We start from the raw sequence: 19,531 nt of genomic DNA, 5'->3' as shown, positions 1-19,531 counted from the left end.
CGCCGCTCGGCGCGCTGCCGCTTCGGTCACTACCAGCATATGCGCGGCCTCCGCCGCGCGGTACAGCGGGACGCGCAGGGAACGCGAACGGGGGCGCGCAGGCGGCCCCTGCGGCCTTGCCCGCTTGCCCCGCGCGCTTACAGCCGCTCGGCAACCCGGGCCGGCACGATGACGGGCAGCCCTTCGCCGAGCAAGGCCCGCTGCTCTGGAGAGAGCGCCTCGCCGCGGCGCAGCTGCAGACCCCAGGCTTCCGCCGCCCGCGCGGTCGGCAGCCGGCGCCGCAAGCCGTTCTCGGCCAGATAGAGCGCGCCGCCGTCTTCCCAGACCGGCGGCAGCGCGAGCCAGGCCGCGTCCGCCGCGTCCGCGGCGATCGGCTCGCCGAGCGGCCAGCGGCGCACGTCGATCTGCGAGAGGCGGACGACGGGCATGCCCGTCTCGCCGGCGATCGGCCGGCGCAGCCCGCCTTCGATCCAGTAGCGGGTCGCCGTCGCGCCGCGCACCGCGACGCCCTGCGGATAGAACGCCGTCTCGCCCTGGGCCGGCCGGTCCGCTTCCGGCAGCCGGGACGCTTGGATCAGCTCGTGGGGATTGGCCCATTTCGCCGTATAGACGTCCCGGTTATGGTCGTTCACTTCCTGAAACTTCTCGCCGAGGGCCTTCATGCTGACGCTGCCGAAATGATGGATGAACGTGTCCCGCGCCGCCAGCAGCCGGTAGCCCTGCAGCCGCACCCGGATATTGTAATCGTCGTCCTCGAAATTCCCGATCTCGAACCCTTCGTCCAAATACCCCGTCCGCTCGAACAGCTCGCGCCGGAACAGCAGGCAGAAGCCCGTCAGCCTGTCGGTCGGCTGCCACTTCGCGGGATCGGCGACGTTGTATCGGCGCGCGAACGCGGCGATGCCGCGCTCGTCCGTATAGGGCACCTCGATGCGCTGGTCGCCGCTGATGTAATTGGTGACGGGGCCGACCATGCCGACGGCGGGGTCGCTGTTCAGGCAGGCGAGCAGATTATCCAGCCACCGCTCCGTGACGATCGTGTCGTTGTTGAGCAGCAGCAGGTTCGATCCCCGCGCCATCATCAGGCCGACGTTGACCGCGCCGGCGAAGCCACGGTTGCGCTCCAGCACCCGGCAGCGCACGGCGCCGCCGGCTCCGGCGGACTGCAGGTAGGCGCCCGTGCCGTCCGAGGACGCGTTGTCGACGACGATGATCTCGTACGGAACGGACGTGTGCACTTTGATGCTCGCGAGGCATTTCTTTAAGTAATCCAGCTGGTTATAGCTCGGAATGATGATGCTCGTGCCGTCGAACACCGTCCCGAAGGTTTCGATTCCGGCCCGGACGCCTTCGGAATAGCCCGCGTTCGCGCCGGCGTCGAATCGGCTCCCCGGCCGGGCCGTCCGCCGTCCGGTCCGCTTGCGGGGCAGGCCCTTGCGGACGCGGCGCTGGCGCGCTTGCGCTTGTTTTTTCATGGCGTACCTCTCTTTCGTCGTTGCCGCGTTACAGCGCGTATTTGCCCTTGGCGATGCCGTCCGCCATGTGCCCGAAGTCCAGCGCGGCGCGGCCCAGCTCCCCGGCGATCCGGGTGCACAGCATGACCGCCGCGATGCCCGCGGAGACGAGCGCGAGGTCGAAGTCGAATCCGCGGATCTCCTGCAGCACGCGCTCGACGTCGCCGACCCCGTTCACGGGGCTGACCGCGCCGGTGACCGCATAACCCCGCTGATTCAGCGCATGGCCGAGCGCCGGGGCCAAATTGCCGACGACGAGCAGCCGTTTGCCCGCCAGCAGCCGTCCCAGCAGCCCCGTCTGATGCAGGCTGTAATTGACGGCCGAATGCGTCATGCGCAGGCTCTCCGGCGGGATCTGATGGGCGCGCAGCACCGGATGGAGCAGCGGCTGAAAATGCTTCCGGCGCGATAGCGGCACGCCGACGATATGGGCTTGCCGAATCGCGGCGGCCAGTTCGTCCCGGGCTCGCAGATCCGGCGGATGCACCCCGGCGTACGGCAGAAAACCGCCTTCCCGCCGGATGGTCTCCACGTCGTGCACGGCGTCCTGCGCGAGCGTCAGCAGCTCGCCGTCGCCCAGCCGCACGACCGCGCACGGACGGCGCTCGCGGATCGCGGCTTCCATCTCTTCGTAGACTTCGCTCACGTCGAGCAGCGGGAGGCAGCGGTGCGCGATTTGCTCCGCTCCGAGCGCGATGACGTCGCGCAGGCTGATCTCGGGCAGCAGCCGCTGGATCGGCGTCGCCTGCTCCAGCAGCAGCTCGCCGCCTTCGTACAGCCCCACGTCGTAGCCTGCCATGTAGGCGCTCTCATTGTACGGTTCGCGCGCCGGTCCCCCGTTCGCCAGCAGCTCCGCTTCTCCCGGCCGGACCGGGCGTCCGGACGAACGCCCGGTCCGGCCGCGTCCGCGCCCGCGGCGCTTCCCGGACGCGCCCCTGCGCGTTCTTGTCCGCTTCTTGCCGGCCGACCGGCGAGCCTTGGACCCGCCCGCGCCGGTAGCGGAGGCGGCTTTCGCGCTTCTCCCCGCGGCGGCGGAGCGCTTCGCCGCCGGCTTGGCGGCGTCCGCGGCCCCGGCCGCCTGCGGCGCTTCCGGCGCGCCGGCCTCCGGCGTCCCGGGGGCGGCGGCGGTTACGACGCGCCTTGCGTCTCCCGCGCGCTTCATGGCGCATCCCCCATGAGCTTTTGCGACGCCTCGAGCAGCGAGCCGAACGTTCCCGCGTCCGTCCACCAGCCGCTCAGGTGCCGGTAGTCCAGCTTTCCTTTGGCCGCGTAGGCGTTGTTCACGTCCGTGATTTCCAGCTCGCCGCGCTGCGAAGGCATCTGCTGCTTGATGAGGTCGAAGACGGTTCCGTCGTACATGTAAATGCCCGTCACGCAGCTGTCCGTCCGCGGCGCCGCCGGCTTCTCGTCGATGTGCGCGATGCGGCCCGCCTCGTCGAAGACGGGAACGCCGTAGCGTTCGGGATCCGGCACCCGCTTCAGCAGGACCATCGCCCCGTCCGCCTGCGCCCGGAACGCGTCGAGATGCGGCTTCAGCGGCTCCTCGAACAGATTGTCGCCCAGCAGCACGACGAATTTGCCGTCCTCGCCGACGAACGGCCGCGCCAGCTCCAGCGCCTGCGCGATGCCGCCCGCTTCTTCTTGGACCCGGTAGGTGAGCGACACGCCGTACTCCCTGCCGCCGCCGAGGAACGAAGCGAAATCCCCAAGGGCGTCCGGGCCGGTCACGAGCAAAATGTCCGTAATGCCCGCGGCCCGCAGACTGTTCAGGCCGTAGCAAATCATCGGCATCCTGCCCACCGGCAGCATATGCTTGTTCAGCAGCTTCGTCAGCGGCCGAAGCCGCGTCCCCGTCCCGCCGGCCAAGATTACAGCTTTCAAATGAACGACCTCCTAACGGTTACATGAAATTCGCAGGATCGACCTGCCATTTTGCGATGAATTGGGACCGGTTGCGCTCGACGAGCCGCTGCAGCTCCAGGGCGTCGTTCCGCTTGAAGCTCGCGCTGCCCTGATGGTGGACGAACACGTCCCGGCACATCAGCAGGCCGAAGCCGTGCATCCGGGCGCGGAAGCAGTAATCGTCGTCCTCGTAATGGCCGGGCGAGAACCGCTCGTCGAGCTCCCCGATCCGGTCGTAGAGCGCGCGGCGGAACAGCATGCAGAAGCCGACCAGACGGAGAATCGGCTCCCGCGCGTTCGCTTCGCGGACCCGCGCTTCCGCGGCGGCGCGGTGAAAATCCGCCGGCGACTCGAACGGGTATCCGACCTGCTGCCGGCCGCTCGCGTAATTCGTCACGGGCCCGACGATGCCGACGTCCTCGCGGCTGTTCAGCGCCTGCAGCAGCCCGTGCAGCCAGCCGAACGAAACGGTCACGTCGTTGTTCAGCAGCAGGAAATAATCGCCGCCCGCGGCGCGCATGCCGAGATTGCACGCGACCGGAAAGCCGGCGTTCCGCGCCAGCGACACGCAGGTCAGCCCTTCGCCGGCGCACCAGCGCGCCGTACCGTCCGCGGAGCCGTTGTCGACGACGACGATCTCGTACGGCGTCTGCGCGGGCTCCGTGTACAGCCGAATGGACGCGACCGCCGTCTTGACCAGCTCCAGCGCGTTGTAGGTCGGAATGATGATGCTCGTCATGCCGGACGCGGCGTTCATCCCGTTCATGGCAATCTCCCTCCCGCCGCGGACCGGCGCCGCGCAAGATCGGGCAGCGACAGGCGCGCGCCCTTCGCGCGCATGGCGGCCCGCAGCGCCTCGATGTGATCGCCCGCCGCCAGCTTCGCTTTCGCCGCGGCGCCGGCCGGATCCGCGCCGGCGCCCGGTTTCGGCGCGGCGACCGGGCGGCAGCGGATGCGCAGCCCCAGCTCGATCGCCGCGCGCTGCGCCATCGGCGGCACCGCGAGCTGCGGCAGGCCGACGCGCTCCAGGCCGGCCCGCGACCAGACATGCGGCAGCACGGCGACGGAATTGGCGTTCAGCTCGGGATGGCCGAGCGACCAGTTCACGAACGCCCGGATGCGCGCCGCGTCGTCCCAGCCGCGGAACGGGCCGAGCTGACCGCTCACGTCGGCCAGCACCAGGTCGCAGCCGGCATGGGCTTCCGCCAGCAGGACCGCCAGCTGCTCCGCCGGCACCGCCGCTTCCCCGTCGGCGAACAGCACCAGCTCCGCCCGCGTCATCCGCGCGCCGACCGTCCGGCCCACGTCCGCGCCGAGCCGTTCCCGCGTATGGACGATCGTCACGTCCGGCAAGTCCCGCAGCCGCGCGAACGCGTCCGGTCCGGCGTTTTCGAGCACCACGACCACGTCCTGGAACGGCAGGCGCAGCAGCTGCTCCACCGCTTCGGCCGACGCGCGGCTCCCGGCCAGCACGACGGCCGAAGCGGTCCTCGCCAGCGCCACCGGCACCCAGCCGCGTCTCGGCAAGCGCAGTCCGTCGGCGAAGCCGTCCGCGTAGGCCCGGCCTTGCGCCGGTCCCCGCGCGCGCCGGCCGCCCCGCTGGCAGTACCGCGTCCAATGCTCGTTCATCCGCAGCTTGGCGTCCGGGCCGGCCGGCGCGCCGCCGCTCCTATGAAGCGCCGAGGCATCGGCGAAGCCCGCCAAGTACGCGGGCCTGAGCGCCCCCGCGTATCCGCTCCGGCCCGTCCGGCGCGGGAGCGCGGCGGCTTTCGGCGCGGCCTTCGCGCCGCCCTTGCGGCCGCGGCCGCTTCCTCGCCCGCCGGCACGTCCTCTTCTCGTCGCTTGCATGTCGTCACCTCGCAAATTCGCGTTTTCGCTCCGCGTCGCCGTACCCGCCGCGGTCGTCGGACTGGCCGGCAAGCCAGTCGATCGCTTCCAAGTGGTCGCCGACGATGAGCCGCTCCAGCGGATTCGTGCGTTCTCTCTTCTTGCGCAAGAGATTCAGCTTGCCGACGTTGATATGTTTGACCGCCTTCACCGCGAAGCCGAGCCGGACCGCCTTGACGTGCGCGAGCGGCGGCACGGCCAGGGCGTCGGCGCCGATGCCGTCGAGCGCCCGGCGGCTGATGGCGTGCGGCACGGCCGTCATGGACGTGCCCTGCAGGTCGGGGCGTCCCAGCAGCGCGTTGAGCGCATGCTTGGCGAGCACGACGCTGTGCACGACCGGTTTGCTCGTCGGTCCCGAGTAATCGTTCAGCGCCACGTCCGCTTCGCCCGTCAGAACGGCTTGCACGAAGGGCTTCAGCTGCGCCGCCGGGATGACCATGTCCCCGTCGATGAACAGCAGCGCCCTGCCCTTGGCCGCCATCGCCCCGACGCCGCGGCCGACGTCATGGCCGAGCGGCTCCGGGTAGACGAGGACGCGTGCGCCCTTGCCGCGCGCGACCGCGGCCGACCCGTCCGTCGAGCCGTTCACGACGACGATCACCTCCGTCTGCGGATGGACGCGCCGCGCCTGATCGATGACCCGGCCGATCGTGCGCCGTTCGTTCATGACCGGCACGATGACCGATACGGCCGGCTCGTTCCCGAGCGGCTGCACGGCCAGCGGCTGCGCTTCCGGCAGACTTGCGGCCGGCGGCTGCGCTTGCGCTTGAGGCGCCGCCGGCCACGGCGCCGCCGGCCACGGCGTCGTCAGGGGCGCCGCCGCCGGCTCCGGCCGCTTCGCCCTGCCGGTCCGCTTCGCCGCGGCCGGCCGTTTCGCCGCCCGGCTGCCGGCGCGGAGCGGCTTCGCTTCGGCGGACGCGCGCCGCTTCGCCGCGGCACGGGGCTGAGGCTTCGCGATTCCGGAAGCCGCCGCGGTACGGGCCTTGGCGCGCTTCGGAGCCAGCGCGGAGGCGTGAACCCGCCGCTCCCGCTTCTTCCCGCCGCGAGGCCGGACGGCGGCTTTCGCGGCGGCCGGCCTCGCGGCGGGGACCGGTTCCTGCGGCGAAGCCTGCGTTACGGTCGCCTCGGACGTTTGCCGGTTCGCGGCGCCTGTCGGTGTCGAGACGAGAATCCCCCTTTTCGGAAATAGCGGAGCGCCTCCCTTCGACGGCGCTGATTTCGTGCCGAATGGCTGCAGCATCCCTCTCACCTGCCCTAAATCTTCTTGTTACCAGTCAGTGTATGGACGAATGAGAGTAAGAGGAACGGCTGTTGTACGTCAAGGCGCTCGCCTTGCCTGACGCTGCCACACGTCTCCGCAGGCGGAATCTAGCGGCCGGCATGCGCTCGCCGAAAGGAGCGATACGAACGAAATGATAGAATACGCGAACAAATTAAAAAAGCACCCTGCCGCGGCAGGGTGCTTTTGTTCAGGGAAACGACCGGGTCGGTCGTCCATGGCGATCGTTAACCGATGGCGATCCAGTTCGCCAGCCCGATCGGTTCGGGGCTGATGCGCGTGCGCACGATGGTCAGCTGCACCGCCGCGGCCGTTTTCTGCTTGACGACCGCGTAGCAGGACGGCTGGTCGGTCGTCGCCACGAACACGTAGGCGCTGTTCGGAAACGGCTGCTCGAAGCTGATCGTGATGTCGAGCTGCTCGCCCTGGCCTTGGAAATTGTACGGCGCCAGCCCGAATTGCTGCAGCGCCGGGGCTGCGCGCTTCACGGTCGCGACCGGCGAGAAGCCGAGCTTCTCCGCGCCGACGCTGGCGTCCGCCAAGGTGCCGCCGTTGACGTCCTCGGTCTTCCGGGAGGCGAGCAACCCGGGCGCCAGATGCGCTTCCGTGATGCTGCCCGGCGCGAGCTTGCTGCCCGTCACTGCTCCGTCCGCCAGCTTTTCGGCGTCTACCGCGCCGTCCGCCAACTTGCTCGCGTCCACCGCGCCGTCCGCCAGCTTGCTTGCATCCACCGCGCCGTCCGCCAACTTGCTCGCGTCCACCGCGCCGTCCGCCAGCTTACTAGCGTCCACCGCGCCGTCCGCCAGCTTACTAGCGTCCACCGCGCCGTCCGCCAACTTACTCGCGTCCACCGCGCCGTTCGCCAACTTACTCGCGTCCACCGCGCCGTCCGCCAACTTGCTCGCGTCCACCGCGCCGTCCGCCAGCTTGCTTGCGTCCACCGCGCCGTCCGCCAGCTTGCTTGCGTCTACCGCGCCATCTGCCAGCTTGCTTGCGTCCACCGCGCCGTCCGCCAGCTTGCTTGCGTCTACCGCGCCATCTGCCAGCTTGCTTGCGTCCACCGCGCCGTCCGCCAGATCGATTTCCGTTTCCTTCAGCACGCCCGGCGCGAGTTTATCGGCGGTAATCGAGCCGTCCGCGATCGCGGCGCCGCCAACCGCGCCGACCGCAAGCTTATCGGCCGTGACCGAACCGAGCGCGAGCTTATCGGCCGTCACCGCGCCCGGCGCGAGCTTATCGGCCGTGACCGCCCCGTTGCAAATCACGCCGGTTTCGACGGCTCCGGGAATCAAATGCGTCGTCGTTACGGATCGCGCGGCGATCTTGCTCATCGTCACCGCGCCGGCTTGGAGCTGACCTTCGGCGATGGCGCCGTTCGCGATTTTCGCGCCCGTCACCGCGCCGTCACCCAGCGATGCCGTGCCGATCGTGCCGTCGACCAGCGCGCGTCCGGTGATCGCGCCCGGCGCGAGATGCTCTTCGCCGATCGATTTCAGCGCGATTTTGCTCGCCGTCACCGAACCGTCCTGGAGATGCCGCTCCGCCACCGCGTGGTTCGCCAGCTTCGTGGCGTCCACCGCGCCGTCGATCAGGACTTCGGATCCGACCGAATCCAGCGCCAGCTTCGTGCCGTCCACCGCGCCGAACGCAATCGCCTCCGTGTTCACCGCGCCTTTCGCCAGCTTCGCGCTCATGACCGAGCCGTCGGCCAACGCTTTGGCGCCGACCGCGCCGTCCGCCAATTTGGCGCCGCCGACCGCGCCGTCGAGCAGCGCGTCCGGGCCTACCGCGCCTTTCGCCAGCTTCGCGCTCATGACCGAGCCGTCGGCCAGCGACTTCGCGCCGACCGCGCCGTCCGCCAGCTTCGCGGCCGTTATCGCGCCGTCGATCAGCGCGTCCGGGCCTACCGCGCCTTTCGCCAGCTTCGCGCCATTCACCGCGCCTTCGGCCAACGCCTTCGCGCCCACCGCGCCGTCCGCCAGCTTCGCGGCCGTTATCGCGCCGTCGATCAGCGCGTCCGGGCCTACCGCGCCTTTCGCCAGCTTCGCGCCATTCACCGCGCCTTCGGCCAACGCCTTCGCGCCCACCGCGCCGTCCGCCAGCTTCGCGGCCGTTACCGCGCCGTCGATCAGCGCGTCCGCGCTCACCGCGCCTTTCGCCAGCTTCGCGCCGGTGACCGCGCCCTCGGCCAACGCTTTGGCGCCGATCGCGCCTTCCGCCAGCTTCGCGCCGCTCACCGCGCCGTCATGCAGCGTATCCGTGCCTACCGCGGCCTTCGCCAGCTTCGCGCCGGTGACCGCGCCGTCGGCCAACGCCTTCGCGCTCACCGCGCCTGCCGCCAGCTTCGCGCCGCTCACCGCGCCGTCGTTCAGCGCGTCCGTGCCTACCGCGGCCTTCGCCAGCTTCGCGCCGACCACCGAGCCGTCGATTAATGCCTTGGCGCCGACCGCGCCGTCCGCCAGCTTCGCGGCGCTCACCGCGCCGTCGGCGAGTGCCTTCGTGCCCACCGCGCCGTTCGCCAGCTTCGTGCCCGCTACCGAACCGTCCGCCAGCGCATCGGTATCCACCGCGGCCTTCGCCAGCTTCGTGCCAATGACCGAACCGTCCGCCAAAGCGTGCTTGCCGACCGCCCCGCCCGCCAGCTTCGTGGCGCTGACCGAACCGTCCGCCAGCTTCGCGCCGGCGACCGAGCCGTCGGCCAAGACGTCGGTACCCACCGCGCCCTTCGTCAGCTTCGAGGCCCCGACCGCTCCGTCCGCGATCGCGTCGCTGCCTACCGCGCCCGTCAGGAGATGAGCGCTCGCGATCGAACGCGCCGCGATTTTACCCATCGTGATCGAACCGGCCTGGAGGTGATGCTCGCCGACCGCTCCGCCCGCGATGGCGCTCGCGCCGACCGAACCGCCCGTCAGATGGGCGCCGCCGACCGCGCCGTCGGCCAGCAGCTCGCCGCCGATGGTGCCGCGCTTGATTTTGTTGCCGTGGATGATGCCGTCCGGCGCTTTCTCGAACGTATAGAACTCCGCCGCCAGATGCGCTTGCGTGATCGAACCTTTGCGGATGTGATACCCTTGGACGGATTCGGGCTTCAGATGTTTGCCCGCGATCGTCTCCAGCTGGATATGCTCCCCGCTGACGGAGAGCTGGGCCAGCTTCCCGCCCGTTACCGATTCGTCCCCGAGCTGCTCCGTGCCGACCGATTCCGGCGCCAAATGCAGCTGCAGGACGCTGTCGATTTTCAGGTGCGAGCTGCCGACGGAACCGTCCGCCAAATGGTTGGCGTCGATCGCCGCCGCCGCGACGTGCTGACCCTGAACCGATGAAGGCTCGATGGCGCGCGAGCCGACGGATTCATTTTGCAGATGATGGCTGGCGATGCTGCCCTCGGCGATTTTGTCTTCCGAGACGGCATCCTTGCTCAGATGCACGTCTTTGACGCTGCCCGGCGACAGATGCGCGCCGAAGATCGACTGCTCCGCCAAGTGCCGGCTGCCGACCGACTCGTTTGCCAAATGCGCGCCGTTCACGTGGCCTTGGGCGATCTTGTCGCCGGTGACGGCACCCTGCGCGATGGCGTCGCCGCCGACCGCTCCTGCGGCCAGGTGGCGTTCGAGCACGACGCCTTCCGTCAGATGGCGCCCATCCACCGTGCGCTCGCCCAAGTGGCGCGCGCCGACCGAGCCGTCCGCCAGCTGCGCGCCCGTCACGGCGCCGCCCGCCAGCTTCGCCGTCGTAACGCTGCCGTCCGCGAGCTTCTCGCCCGTCACGGCCCAGTCCGTCAGCTTATCCGTCGACACGCTCTCCGGGGACAGCTTGAGCGCGTTGACCACATGATCCGCCAGATGGTGCGAGTAGACCGACCCCGCGGCCAGATGCCGCTCCGTCACCGCGCCGTTCGCCAGCTTCGCCGCTTTGACCGCGCCGTCCTGGATCGCGCTCGTCTCGACCGCGCCCTTCCGGATATGGAAGGCGTCGATCAGCCCCGGCTGCAGATGCTCCGACGAGATGGATTCCGGCGTAATCGACTCCTCCGTCACCGCTCCGGTCGACAGATGGAACGCGCGGACGGCTTCCGGCGCGATCTTGTCGAACGTAATCGACTCGTCGGCCACATGCTTCGTCTGCACCGCCTGCTCCGCCAGCTTCGAGCCGGAGACGCTGCCTTCCGCCAGCTTCGGCTCCGTGACCGCTCCGTCCTGCAGCTGCGGCGTGCCGACCGCCGCTTTGGCGATATGCGCTTCGCGGACGGCGTTTTTGGCGATTTTGCCTTCGGTGACGGCGCCTTCGCCGAGATGCTTCTCCAGCACGCCGCCGTCGATCAGCTGCTTGGAGCCGACCGAATTTTCGCTCAAATGCCGTTCTTCGATGCTGTCGTAGACCAATTTGTCGCCGTTGATGCTCATACGGCTCAGATGCTTGCCTTGGACCGCGTCGTCGGACAGCTTCATCGAGGTGATGCTTTTATCGGCGATCTTCGAGGACGTGACCGCTTGATCGACGAGCTTGATGGTCGAGATCGACAAGTCGGACAGTTTGGCGGTCGAGACCGCCTGATCCTGCAGATGCTCGGTCCCGATTTCGCCGGCGGCGACATGCCGCGACCGCACCGCGCCTTCCTGCAGCTCCCGGGAGCCGACGGCTTCCGGCGCGATGGCTTCGGACGTCACCGCTTCGGCTTGCAGCTCCTTAGCGCCGACCGCGCCTTTGACGAGATGACTTGACGCGATTTCGCCCGGCGCGATGTGCTTTCCCGTCAGGACGCCCGGCGCGACGTGGTCCGCGAGCAGCAGACCCGGCTGAAGATGGCCGGATTCCACGGCCCCCAGGCTGATTTTCTCGCCCGTCACCGCGCCGTCGCGCAGCTTGGAACGGGTCACCGATCCTTCCGCGAGCTTGGAGGTGCTGATCGCTTCGTTCGCGATGCTTTCCGTGCGGACGGCCGCGCTTCGCAGCTTCGCCGTCGTGACGGATTGATCGTCGAGGAGGTCCGTCGTGATGACCAGCTCTTTCAGATGCTTCGCTTCGATCGAGCCTTCCGCGAGCTTATCGGCGCTGATCGTCCGGTCCGCCAGCTTCTCCGACGTGATGCTGCTGTCGCGCAGCTTGTCGCCGGTGACGGAGCGGTCGCGGATCTTCGCGCCGGAAATGGCGTTCTTGGCCAAATGCTCGCCCGTGATGGATTCCGAGGCGATCTTGGAGGCGGTCACGGCATTCTCCGCGATATGAATGCTTTCGACGGCGAAGTCCGCGATCGACTGCGGCTTTACCGCGCCCAGCTTGATGCTCCTCGTATCGACGGCGCCGACGGCCAGCTTCTCCGACGTCACCGCGTCATCCGCGATATCGTCCGTGTGCACGAAAGGAAGCGGCGAGTGCGGCATGCGGCGCTCTTCGACGAACGCTTCCGGCGAAATGACGGCTTCCGGCTCGTCGGCTTCCTCCTCCGGCTGTTCCTGCGGCTCCGCTTCCGGCGTCAGCGCGGCTTCTTCTTGCGGATCGGCAACCGGCTCTTCCGGCGTTCCCGGCGCCTCTGCCTCGACTTCAAGGACCACCTCTGCCGGTCCGATGGGTTCCGCGACGGCGACGGCGTCGATGCGCTCGGCCTCCGGCGCGTCGGGCTGTTCTTGCGGAAGGGTTGCCAACTCCGCCGGTTCGGCCGGAACCGGTTCGGCGGGTTGCTTCACTTGCGGTTCCAGCACCGGGGGAGCCGCGTTCACCTGAACGCTGCGCTTGGTGCCGGTGTTGTCCGCTGGCTTGCTCTTCTTCAGTTCCTCGAGCCATTTCAACTCCGAGGCGTTCGGATTATCCACGTAAAATAACGGCTTGCGCCCTTTCGGACTCTTACCCTTGCTGCTCTTCGCCATAGCCCTCTCCTTCTTCCACCTGAATAGTCATAGGTAGCATATGCATTCACCCATGGGCAGGTCACATGGCCGAGACGCATTTTCTGCGCAAAAAACCGCTCCCGGCGGAAAGCACGAGGAAAACAACGGGCATTTTCAGCGTTCTTCCCGCAGCGAAGCGGTGGTTAAAGCGAGCGGTAATAGCCGGCCATCTTCACGGTGCACGGCGGGTTTGCCGCCCTTCGCGATCGCAAGCGTACCGGTTGAAGCGCAGGCATGGTCGCCGGCGCGATGCGCGATGAAGCGTCCATGAATGGAAATTAATGCCGATCATGAAGCCGTTAGTGAAGATTCCGTTAATTCCGCCGGTGGACCCCGACGGTTTGCTGCGCGCTGCCGGCGATCTCGACCGTGACCGTCGCGGTTTTGACGGTGCCGTTGCTGTAGACGGCCTTAAAGGCAAAGGTGAGCGGACCGTCCGGAAGCCGTTCGAATTCGGACTTCCACATGTCCCCGCTCCACGAGGTCCGCGCGGCATCCCGGGGCGACAGGCTTACGGTCGTATCGCCCATCGTCGCCTTGACTTCGACCGCGTCCGTCGCCGTCAACGTATCCGTCGTGGCGGCGCTGAGCAGAAACCGCTCGCCCGCCCAGAACACCCGGTACGGACGCGGATGCTCCGCGTCCCCGCCCGCCTTCAGATTGCTGGCGATGCGCCGCTCGTTCCACTCGTCCGTGTGCTTCACTTGCCCCGTGACCGCCAGCGGTAGGACGACGATGTTCTTCGTCACCGTGACCGGCGGCGCCTTGCCGTCGGAGACCGTCATTCGCACGACGTACGTGCCGGGCTTCGTCCCGTTCAGTCGCGGGCCGGCGGATGCGTACGGCGGGCTTAGCGTATACGGATACGCGGTTTCCGCGCCGCCGGGATCCTTTACCGCGTACTGCACGCTGAGCGGATCGCGATCGGGGTCGCCGACCGTCTGCGAGATGGTCACGGCATCGCCTTCATAAACCGGCTTCGGCGACCAATCGAAGTCCGCGGACGGCGGACGGTTCGTCTCGATGTAGAAATAACGCGGCGCGCTGTAGTCGCTCCAATCGTAGCCGTCGAAGACGCGGACGATGACGTATAGATTGACATGCTCCGGCAGATCGGCGCCCGGTACCCAGTCCTCCGCGCCGGAGATTTTCACGCCGGAATCGTACTGCGGCACGCCGCCGTATTGATAAATCTTCACCTGGAACTGCGCCTGGCCGTCGCCGTCCGCATCCCGGTAGTCCCACTGAAAATCCGGCCGAAGCACGGTCAGCTTCGTCGGATTGCTCTGGTCGGCGCTTTCCGGGACCGCGATCGCGGCGCTCGGTTTCTGGTTCACGACGTTCACCTGCAGGCTGTACTCCGCCGAAGCGCCTTCGGAATCCGTCACGACCTGCCGCACCCGGAAGCTTCCCAAGCTGCTGAAGCTCTTCGTCCAGCTCGTCCGCGAGTCGTTCGCGAACGTCTCCGCGCCGCCGGCAGCGTTCGAGAGATAATAGGCATGCGGCAGCTTCGTGCGGTCGCCGTCCTCGGCGTCATAGGCGGCGGAATCGAACGTGACCGGCACGCCGCGAAAGGTGTTGACGCGATCGGACGTAAAGCCCGGGACCGGCGGCGCGTTCGGCGGCGCCAAGTCCGTCACCGGCAGCAGGACGACGCGCCAATCCGACCAGGCGCCGTATTCGTCGGCGACCGCCATGCCGACCTCGTACGTCCCGAGCTCCTGCGGCGCGGTCAGCTTCGTTTCCTTGTACGCGCCGCCTGGCGTCACGTAGTAGAACCGTTTCTGCAAGATCCCTTTGGTCGCCTCGTAGTCGATTCCGGTCGCTTCGGTCGAGTAATCCGTGCTGCTGAAGTATCGGTCCGGATCGTAGCTGTAGTCGGTCCACAGCACCTTGTGCTGCGCGTCGCTGGCCAGCGTGAATTTGGCGATCGGCCGGCGGTGAACCGTAATCTTGTTCGTGAATTCATTCGATGCTTTCCGGTACTCGTCGAACGTGTCATCGGGCGAGAGGTAATCCGGATTCGGGTCGTCCTTCGCCTTCAAGGCAACGACGTAATCCCCGACCTTATCGAAGGTTAGCTGCGCGTTGTGGAACGTCTTGCCATTCAGCGCCGAGACGCCTTGGTTGTGAAGGAAGCGCACGGTGTGCTTCACGGACCAGTCGTAGACGCCCCCCGCCGGCGGGTCGTTCTCCGGATCGCCGAACACGATATTGTTGTACTGAATTTCCGCTTTAGCCGAGCCTTCGTCCCAAATGGCGTACTGATCGGACCAGACGTCGTTTTGCAAGAGCGGCTTGTAAGCAATCCCGCTGAACGTCACGAACGACTTGTTCGAGAAATAACCGAAGCGCCCGGAGGCGTACGTGTCGTCGTCCGCTTCAAAAAGCGGCGCATTGTCTAAAAAGACCGCGAAACGGCTTGCGCTCATCTGCAGCTTCACCGCGTACGTCTTCTGGCTGAGCAGCGGGTACGATTGCGACTTCAGTACGGTTCGCGCCCCCGCCGCGTACTTCACCAGCTCGATCTTGTTCGCGTCCGTCTCGAGCGCATAGCCGTTTTGCCGATCCTTCATCCGGAAGGAGAAGCCGAGCCACTCGTTGTCGTAGTCCGTGTCGTCGATCTTGAAGTTGAATTTCACTTCATCATCCGAGAGCGAGATCGGCGAGAAAAACTGGCCGCCCGTAAACGGCTTGACGATAAGCGGATTCGTCGTCGGCGGGCCGACCGACACCGTCATGCTCATGGTATTGGAATAGGTGCCGGAATCCGAGCTCGTCGTCGGTCGGCCCTGCGAGAGCGTCACGTACACGCCGTCCATGTAATAGGCGCCATAGATCGGCGACGGGGAATAATTGCAGCCGGTCAAAACGCTGCCGGCCGTATTGCCGGCCGAATCGAATACCTTGCTTCGCCCATAAATGGCGTACATGGTCCCGCCTCCCGCATCGCATGTCGCCCCGTTGCTCCGATCCAAGCTGGTCCGATAGCCGTCCGCCGTCTGGCTGAGCCTGCTCTTCGGCGTAAGGTTCCCGGCGAAGTCCGTTGAATAGTGCGTGTACGCCCCGAAATCGCTGCCGCCGTAATGGTACATGCTCAGATCGTCGCCATTAAGCGAGTCCGCTTTGCGCTTGACCGCGCCGGTTCCGGTATTCAGCACATACACGCGTTCATACATCATCGGAAGAACGTCCCCCGGCCGAGTGTGGTCGTAATACACTTTTGCGTAGAGCTCGTTCTTCGCGGGGTTATAGTAAAACCCGCTTTTTATTTCCGGATACGAGTAAGCCGTTAAGAACGAGTTTTGCGGCGTGGTGCCGATTTGCTGCCCTTGAACCGCCAAGTCGTTCCGAAGGGCATCGCCGATGTACTGCCGCCAGGCTAACGTATAATCCGCGTTATACTTCGCGACGTTCAAATCATAGTAGCCTGAATTATAACTTTGATTGTAATAGGCCTCGTAACGATAAATATTTCCGGCTGCATCCGTCATCGATGCAATCGGCGTATAAGACGGACTGGTCATCGTCTTAATCGCCGGATTGACCGGTGCCGGCGGCGTCCATGCCGGCAGTTCCATGAGCGCCATATCGCGCGTCAGCTTGTAATGCCGCTCGGTCGCGGTCGAAGTGTTGTTGCATAAAACGACGCTGCTGCCTTGAACGCCGCAAAAGTCCATGTTGCCGATGCTCGTATTCTGTTCGCCTTGATCGATCGTGGGATTCGCGAACGTACTGGACAGTTCTTGGCCTGTCCGCGCATCGAATACGCCGATGTCCGTAACGGTTTGCCCATTGCCATAGGACCAGTTCCGTTTCATGTAGAGGTACTGGTCCGCCAGTTCGAAATCCGGCACGCTCGTCACGATGACGGGGATGTTCGTCTTCAGGGTCCCGGCGCTCAAAAAACTGACGGTTCGGCGGTTAAAGCTGGAATTGGTCAAGACGTACGCATTCGGATCCCCATTGGTATACGCCTGCGAGACCGAGCCCCACTGCCCGAAAACGTCTTTGACCGGCGAGAGTTTATGGGGGTCGAGCGCGATAATTTCGTCGTCGTAATAATACGTCACATGGCCGTTATTGTAGCTGCTGGTCCTATAGTGATAGTCATAGATCAACAGTTTCTTTGTGGAACGGATTTTCGGCGGATCATTGTACCACGTCAGTAAGCCGTTTCCCTCTTTATTTAAGAGATTGGCAACGACGGCGGACTGCAGCGTGGATCTCCACGGGTTTAACTCGTTGGACCCGTATCCATTGTTTGTCAACGGATACGCTTGAAACGATGACAGTGTCTGACTGTAGCGCGTGACATTGTAGGTATACGCCTCGTCAAACTGCTGGCCGAAGTTTCGCCCTTCCCCGCCGATCATGCTGCCCGCGCTTGTCCGCCACAGGTTGCCGGCGTTATAGACGAGGGTGTTTGTCCCCGGCACGTACACCGGCCACTTCACCATCTCCTCCGGCCGGATCCGCGTGTACGGATCGAGATTGGGGTTCGGGTTATTCCCTTCCATCGCGAACGACACTTCCGGCGCGTTGTTCACGACATCGAGCGTCAGCGAAGTTGGCGGATCCGAAGCCGTGTCGTCCCACTGCCCGTATTCCTCCGTCACTTTCACGTAAAACAGATACTTGCCGACCTTCGTCGGGGTAAACGTCAGCTTGGCAAGCGTGCCGCCGACCGTCTTCCACGCCTCGTCCGCAAAGCCGTTGTTGTTCGCGTCATATTTGTATTGGTAAGCCGCGGTCACGATGGCGTCGGCATCCGGACTGGTCGACTTGTTCAGCAGGTCGAGCTGCGTGCCGCGGACGGACAGCGGAGGGACGACGAGCTGGGCGACGGGCGGCAAGTCCGGCTTCACGATAATCGTGCAGGTCGCCGGAGCCAGCGATTTCAAGCCGGTATCGTCGTAGACGGACAGCGAAACCTGTACGGCAATATCCGTCGTGCCCGGATTCGGGTAGCTGGTCTGCTTGTTCGCCCATTCGTCGCGGCTGTGGTCGATCCGGAGGTACGAGACCGGACTGTAGCTCCGGCTGCCGTTAATCGTCCCCGCGGCAATCGGGTGGTTCGCGATGACCGAAGGCGGGCAATCGATGACCGGCACCGGGTTCTTCGGCACGACTTCGATGTACGCGCAGGCGCTGGCCGTCGCTCCCCATTCGTCCCGCATCTGCGCGCACACATACTGGTAGCCGAGCGTGTCCATCTTCAGGTTATGCTGGCCGTCGACGAACGCGATGCTCTTGGACGGAATCGACTGGACGAAGGGCGAGCCGGCCGCGAAGTCGAAGCCCGTGAAATAAATCGTATCGCCGTCCGGATCGTTCGGCGTCGGCACGACCGGATCGTTGATGTAGATCAGATCGAGCGTCGTGCCTTCTACCGCTTGATGCAGCGGCTTCGTGGGCTGGCCGGGATCGACGAAGCCGACCTCGAACGTCGGCGGGTTATTGACGACCGGGCCCGTCACGGTAAGCGGCTTGGGACCGATCCAATCCGACGCGCCGCAGCTCGTGACGATCTGCATATAAACGTCATGGACGCCGACGCCGATGACCCACGGGTAATTGCCGAACGAGAAGGTCGAATCCGTCGTTTGGCCGCTCACCGGACTGCCGGTCCAGGTGCCGTTTCGTTCGATTTTGAAGCGGTGGGATAGATAGATACAGCCCTTCAGTTGAAAGTTTTTGGGATGCAGCGTAAACGAAGCTTTATAGGGGAGGGTAGGCGGCAAGACGTCGAAGTCGCCGGTGAACGAGAGGGGTTTCTCGTAGAAAAAGGTTACATAGGCTTTGCTGGTCGTTGCATTGAGACTGACGGACTGGCCGGTCTTCGGCGTCTCGGTGGCGGAGTAGGCCACGTACGATAAATTGCTGCCGATGAACGTGCCGTAGGAAGCGTCGTAGCTGTAAGATGAGCTGTGCGGCAGCGAGGCGACGGGAATCGTCTGCTGCTTCGCGAGCGCATACGTCCCGCCCGGTCCTTCCCGCACCATATGGCGAATGTTGATCTCGCCGGCCGCGAGCGGCGCGTCGTACACGTAGTATAAGTAAAGCGTTTTGAACGAACCGTCGAAGGCGCCGATGCCGTATTCGCCGCTCGCAGGATTGCCGAACGCCGAGGGCGGCGAGCCGGTTGTCGATTTGACGTAGCCGGCGTACGTATACCCGCTGGCGCTCGGATGGGAAGGCGAGTAAGGTTCGCCTTTCGTGAGCGGTTCGGTCTTCTCGGCGAAAATCGTGCCGTCCAAGCTGTTCCCGTCCCGGGTGACGTGCCGGACGATAGCCTGTCCGTCGGCCTTCTTCGCGTAATAGAGGTTGAGGTAGTACGTGTCATAAGTCGCGTCGTACGTCACCGTCGGCGGGCTGCCCGTCGCGATGCTGCCGCCCGAGGGCGGCCCGACGGTGCTCTTCTTGTAGCCGACGTAATCGTAGCCCGGACTCGCGGCCGGAATCAGCGTCTTCGGGCTCCCGGTCAAATCCGCGGACTGATCCGGGAACGCGCTGTCGATGTTCGTGCCGTCCGTGGCGTAGTGGTGGACTTCCATGTAACCGTTGAGCTCGAACGTGAATAGCACCGGGAAAAAGTATCGGTAGCCCTTGACGTTGGGGGAACAGTTGCCGCAGGCACCTTCCAAATCTCGAATGTTATAGGGATTTATGGTCGTTAGATCTCCAGTTACTGTAACGTCTAAAGAGACCGAACTTGTCCCGATACCAGTAACACTAGACTTGGAGGGTAACGATGAATTATTACCAATCCAATCTTTATAAATAATCCAGTCTTGTCCTCTTGAATCAGTAAATATCCCACTATCTCGAGTTCCTGGAGTAAATGGTAATACATTTACATCCTTAACAGTTCGCCCAACAAATGAAAATGAATAAGGATTAGTAATTGTTACCCCTATCGCACCTAAGGGATTCGGACTCCAGTTCCCACCAGAGGAATCTGACCATATATCTTCATAAACAAACCCAACTGCATAGCGCATGTTTGAATTCTTATATATGCCATCCGGGTAGGAGATGCGATCTCTAACAGGAGTAATACT

General features: G+C 65.2%; 8 protein-coding genes. All 8 read right to left on the bottom strand.

The window, feature by feature from the left end; genetic code table 11:
• Positions 1 to 137 precede the first annotated feature (137 nt).
• Positions 138 to 1,475, bottom strand: a complete 1,338-nt coding sequence (locus tag BMZ79_RS15370) for a glycosyltransferase family 2 protein (protein WP_090641432.1) — start codon at positions 1,473 to 1,475, stop codon at positions 138 to 140.
• Between the two features lie 28 nt (positions 1,476 to 1,503).
• Positions 1,504 to 2,676, bottom strand: a complete 1,173-nt coding sequence (locus BMZ79_RS15365) for a GT-D fold domain-containing protein (RefSeq protein WP_256252762.1) — start codon at positions 2,674 to 2,676, stop codon at positions 1,504 to 1,506.
• Positions 2,673 to 3,395 carry a sugar phosphate nucleotidyltransferase gene (locus BMZ79_RS15360; RefSeq protein ID WP_090641431.1) on the bottom strand — a complete coding sequence of 241 codons (723 nt, stop codon included), beginning with the start codon at positions 3,393 to 3,395 and terminating at the stop codon, positions 2,673 to 2,675. The genes BMZ79_RS15365 and BMZ79_RS15360 overlap by 4 nt, the downstream gene beginning before the upstream one ends.
• Positions 3,396 to 3,414: 19 nt before the next feature.
• A complete protein-coding gene (locus BMZ79_RS15355) occupies positions 3,415 to 4,182 on the bottom strand; it encodes a glycosyltransferase family 2 protein (RefSeq protein ID WP_256252761.1) in 768 nt (255 codons plus the stop codon).
• Positions 4,179 to 5,264 (bottom strand): glycosyltransferase family protein, encoded by a 1,086-nt coding sequence (locus BMZ79_RS15350; RefSeq protein ID WP_090641429.1) that lies wholly within the window; start codon positions 5,262 to 5,264, stop codon positions 4,179 to 4,181. The genes BMZ79_RS15355 and BMZ79_RS15350 overlap by 4 nt, the downstream gene beginning before the upstream one ends.
• A gap of 4 nt (positions 5,265 to 5,268) precedes the next feature.
• Positions 5,269 to 6,543, bottom strand: a complete 1,275-nt coding sequence (locus tag BMZ79_RS15345) for a glycosyltransferase family 2 protein (RefSeq protein WP_090641428.1) — start codon at positions 6,541 to 6,543, stop codon at positions 5,269 to 5,271.
• A gap of 266 nt (positions 6,544 to 6,809) precedes the next feature.
• Positions 6,810 to 12,446, bottom strand: a complete 5,637-nt coding sequence (locus BMZ79_RS15340; protein WP_090641426.1) for a WIAG-tail domain — start codon at positions 12,444 to 12,446, stop codon at positions 6,810 to 6,812.
• Between the two features lie 335 nt (positions 12,447 to 12,781).
• Positions 12,782 to 19,054 carry a hypothetical protein gene (locus BMZ79_RS15335; protein ID WP_090641424.1) on the bottom strand — a complete coding sequence of 2,091 codons (6,273 nt, stop codon included), beginning with the start codon at positions 19,052 to 19,054 and terminating at the stop codon, positions 12,782 to 12,784.
• Positions 19,055 to 19,531: the final 477 nt, after the last annotated feature.

The organism is Paenibacillus sp. UNC496MF (assembly GCF_900113915.1).
Taxonomy (GTDB): domain Bacteria; phylum Bacillota; class Bacilli; order Paenibacillales; family Paenibacillaceae; genus Paenibacillus_Z; species Paenibacillus_Z artemisiicola.
This window is presented reverse-complemented; position numbering and strand designations above follow the sequence as displayed.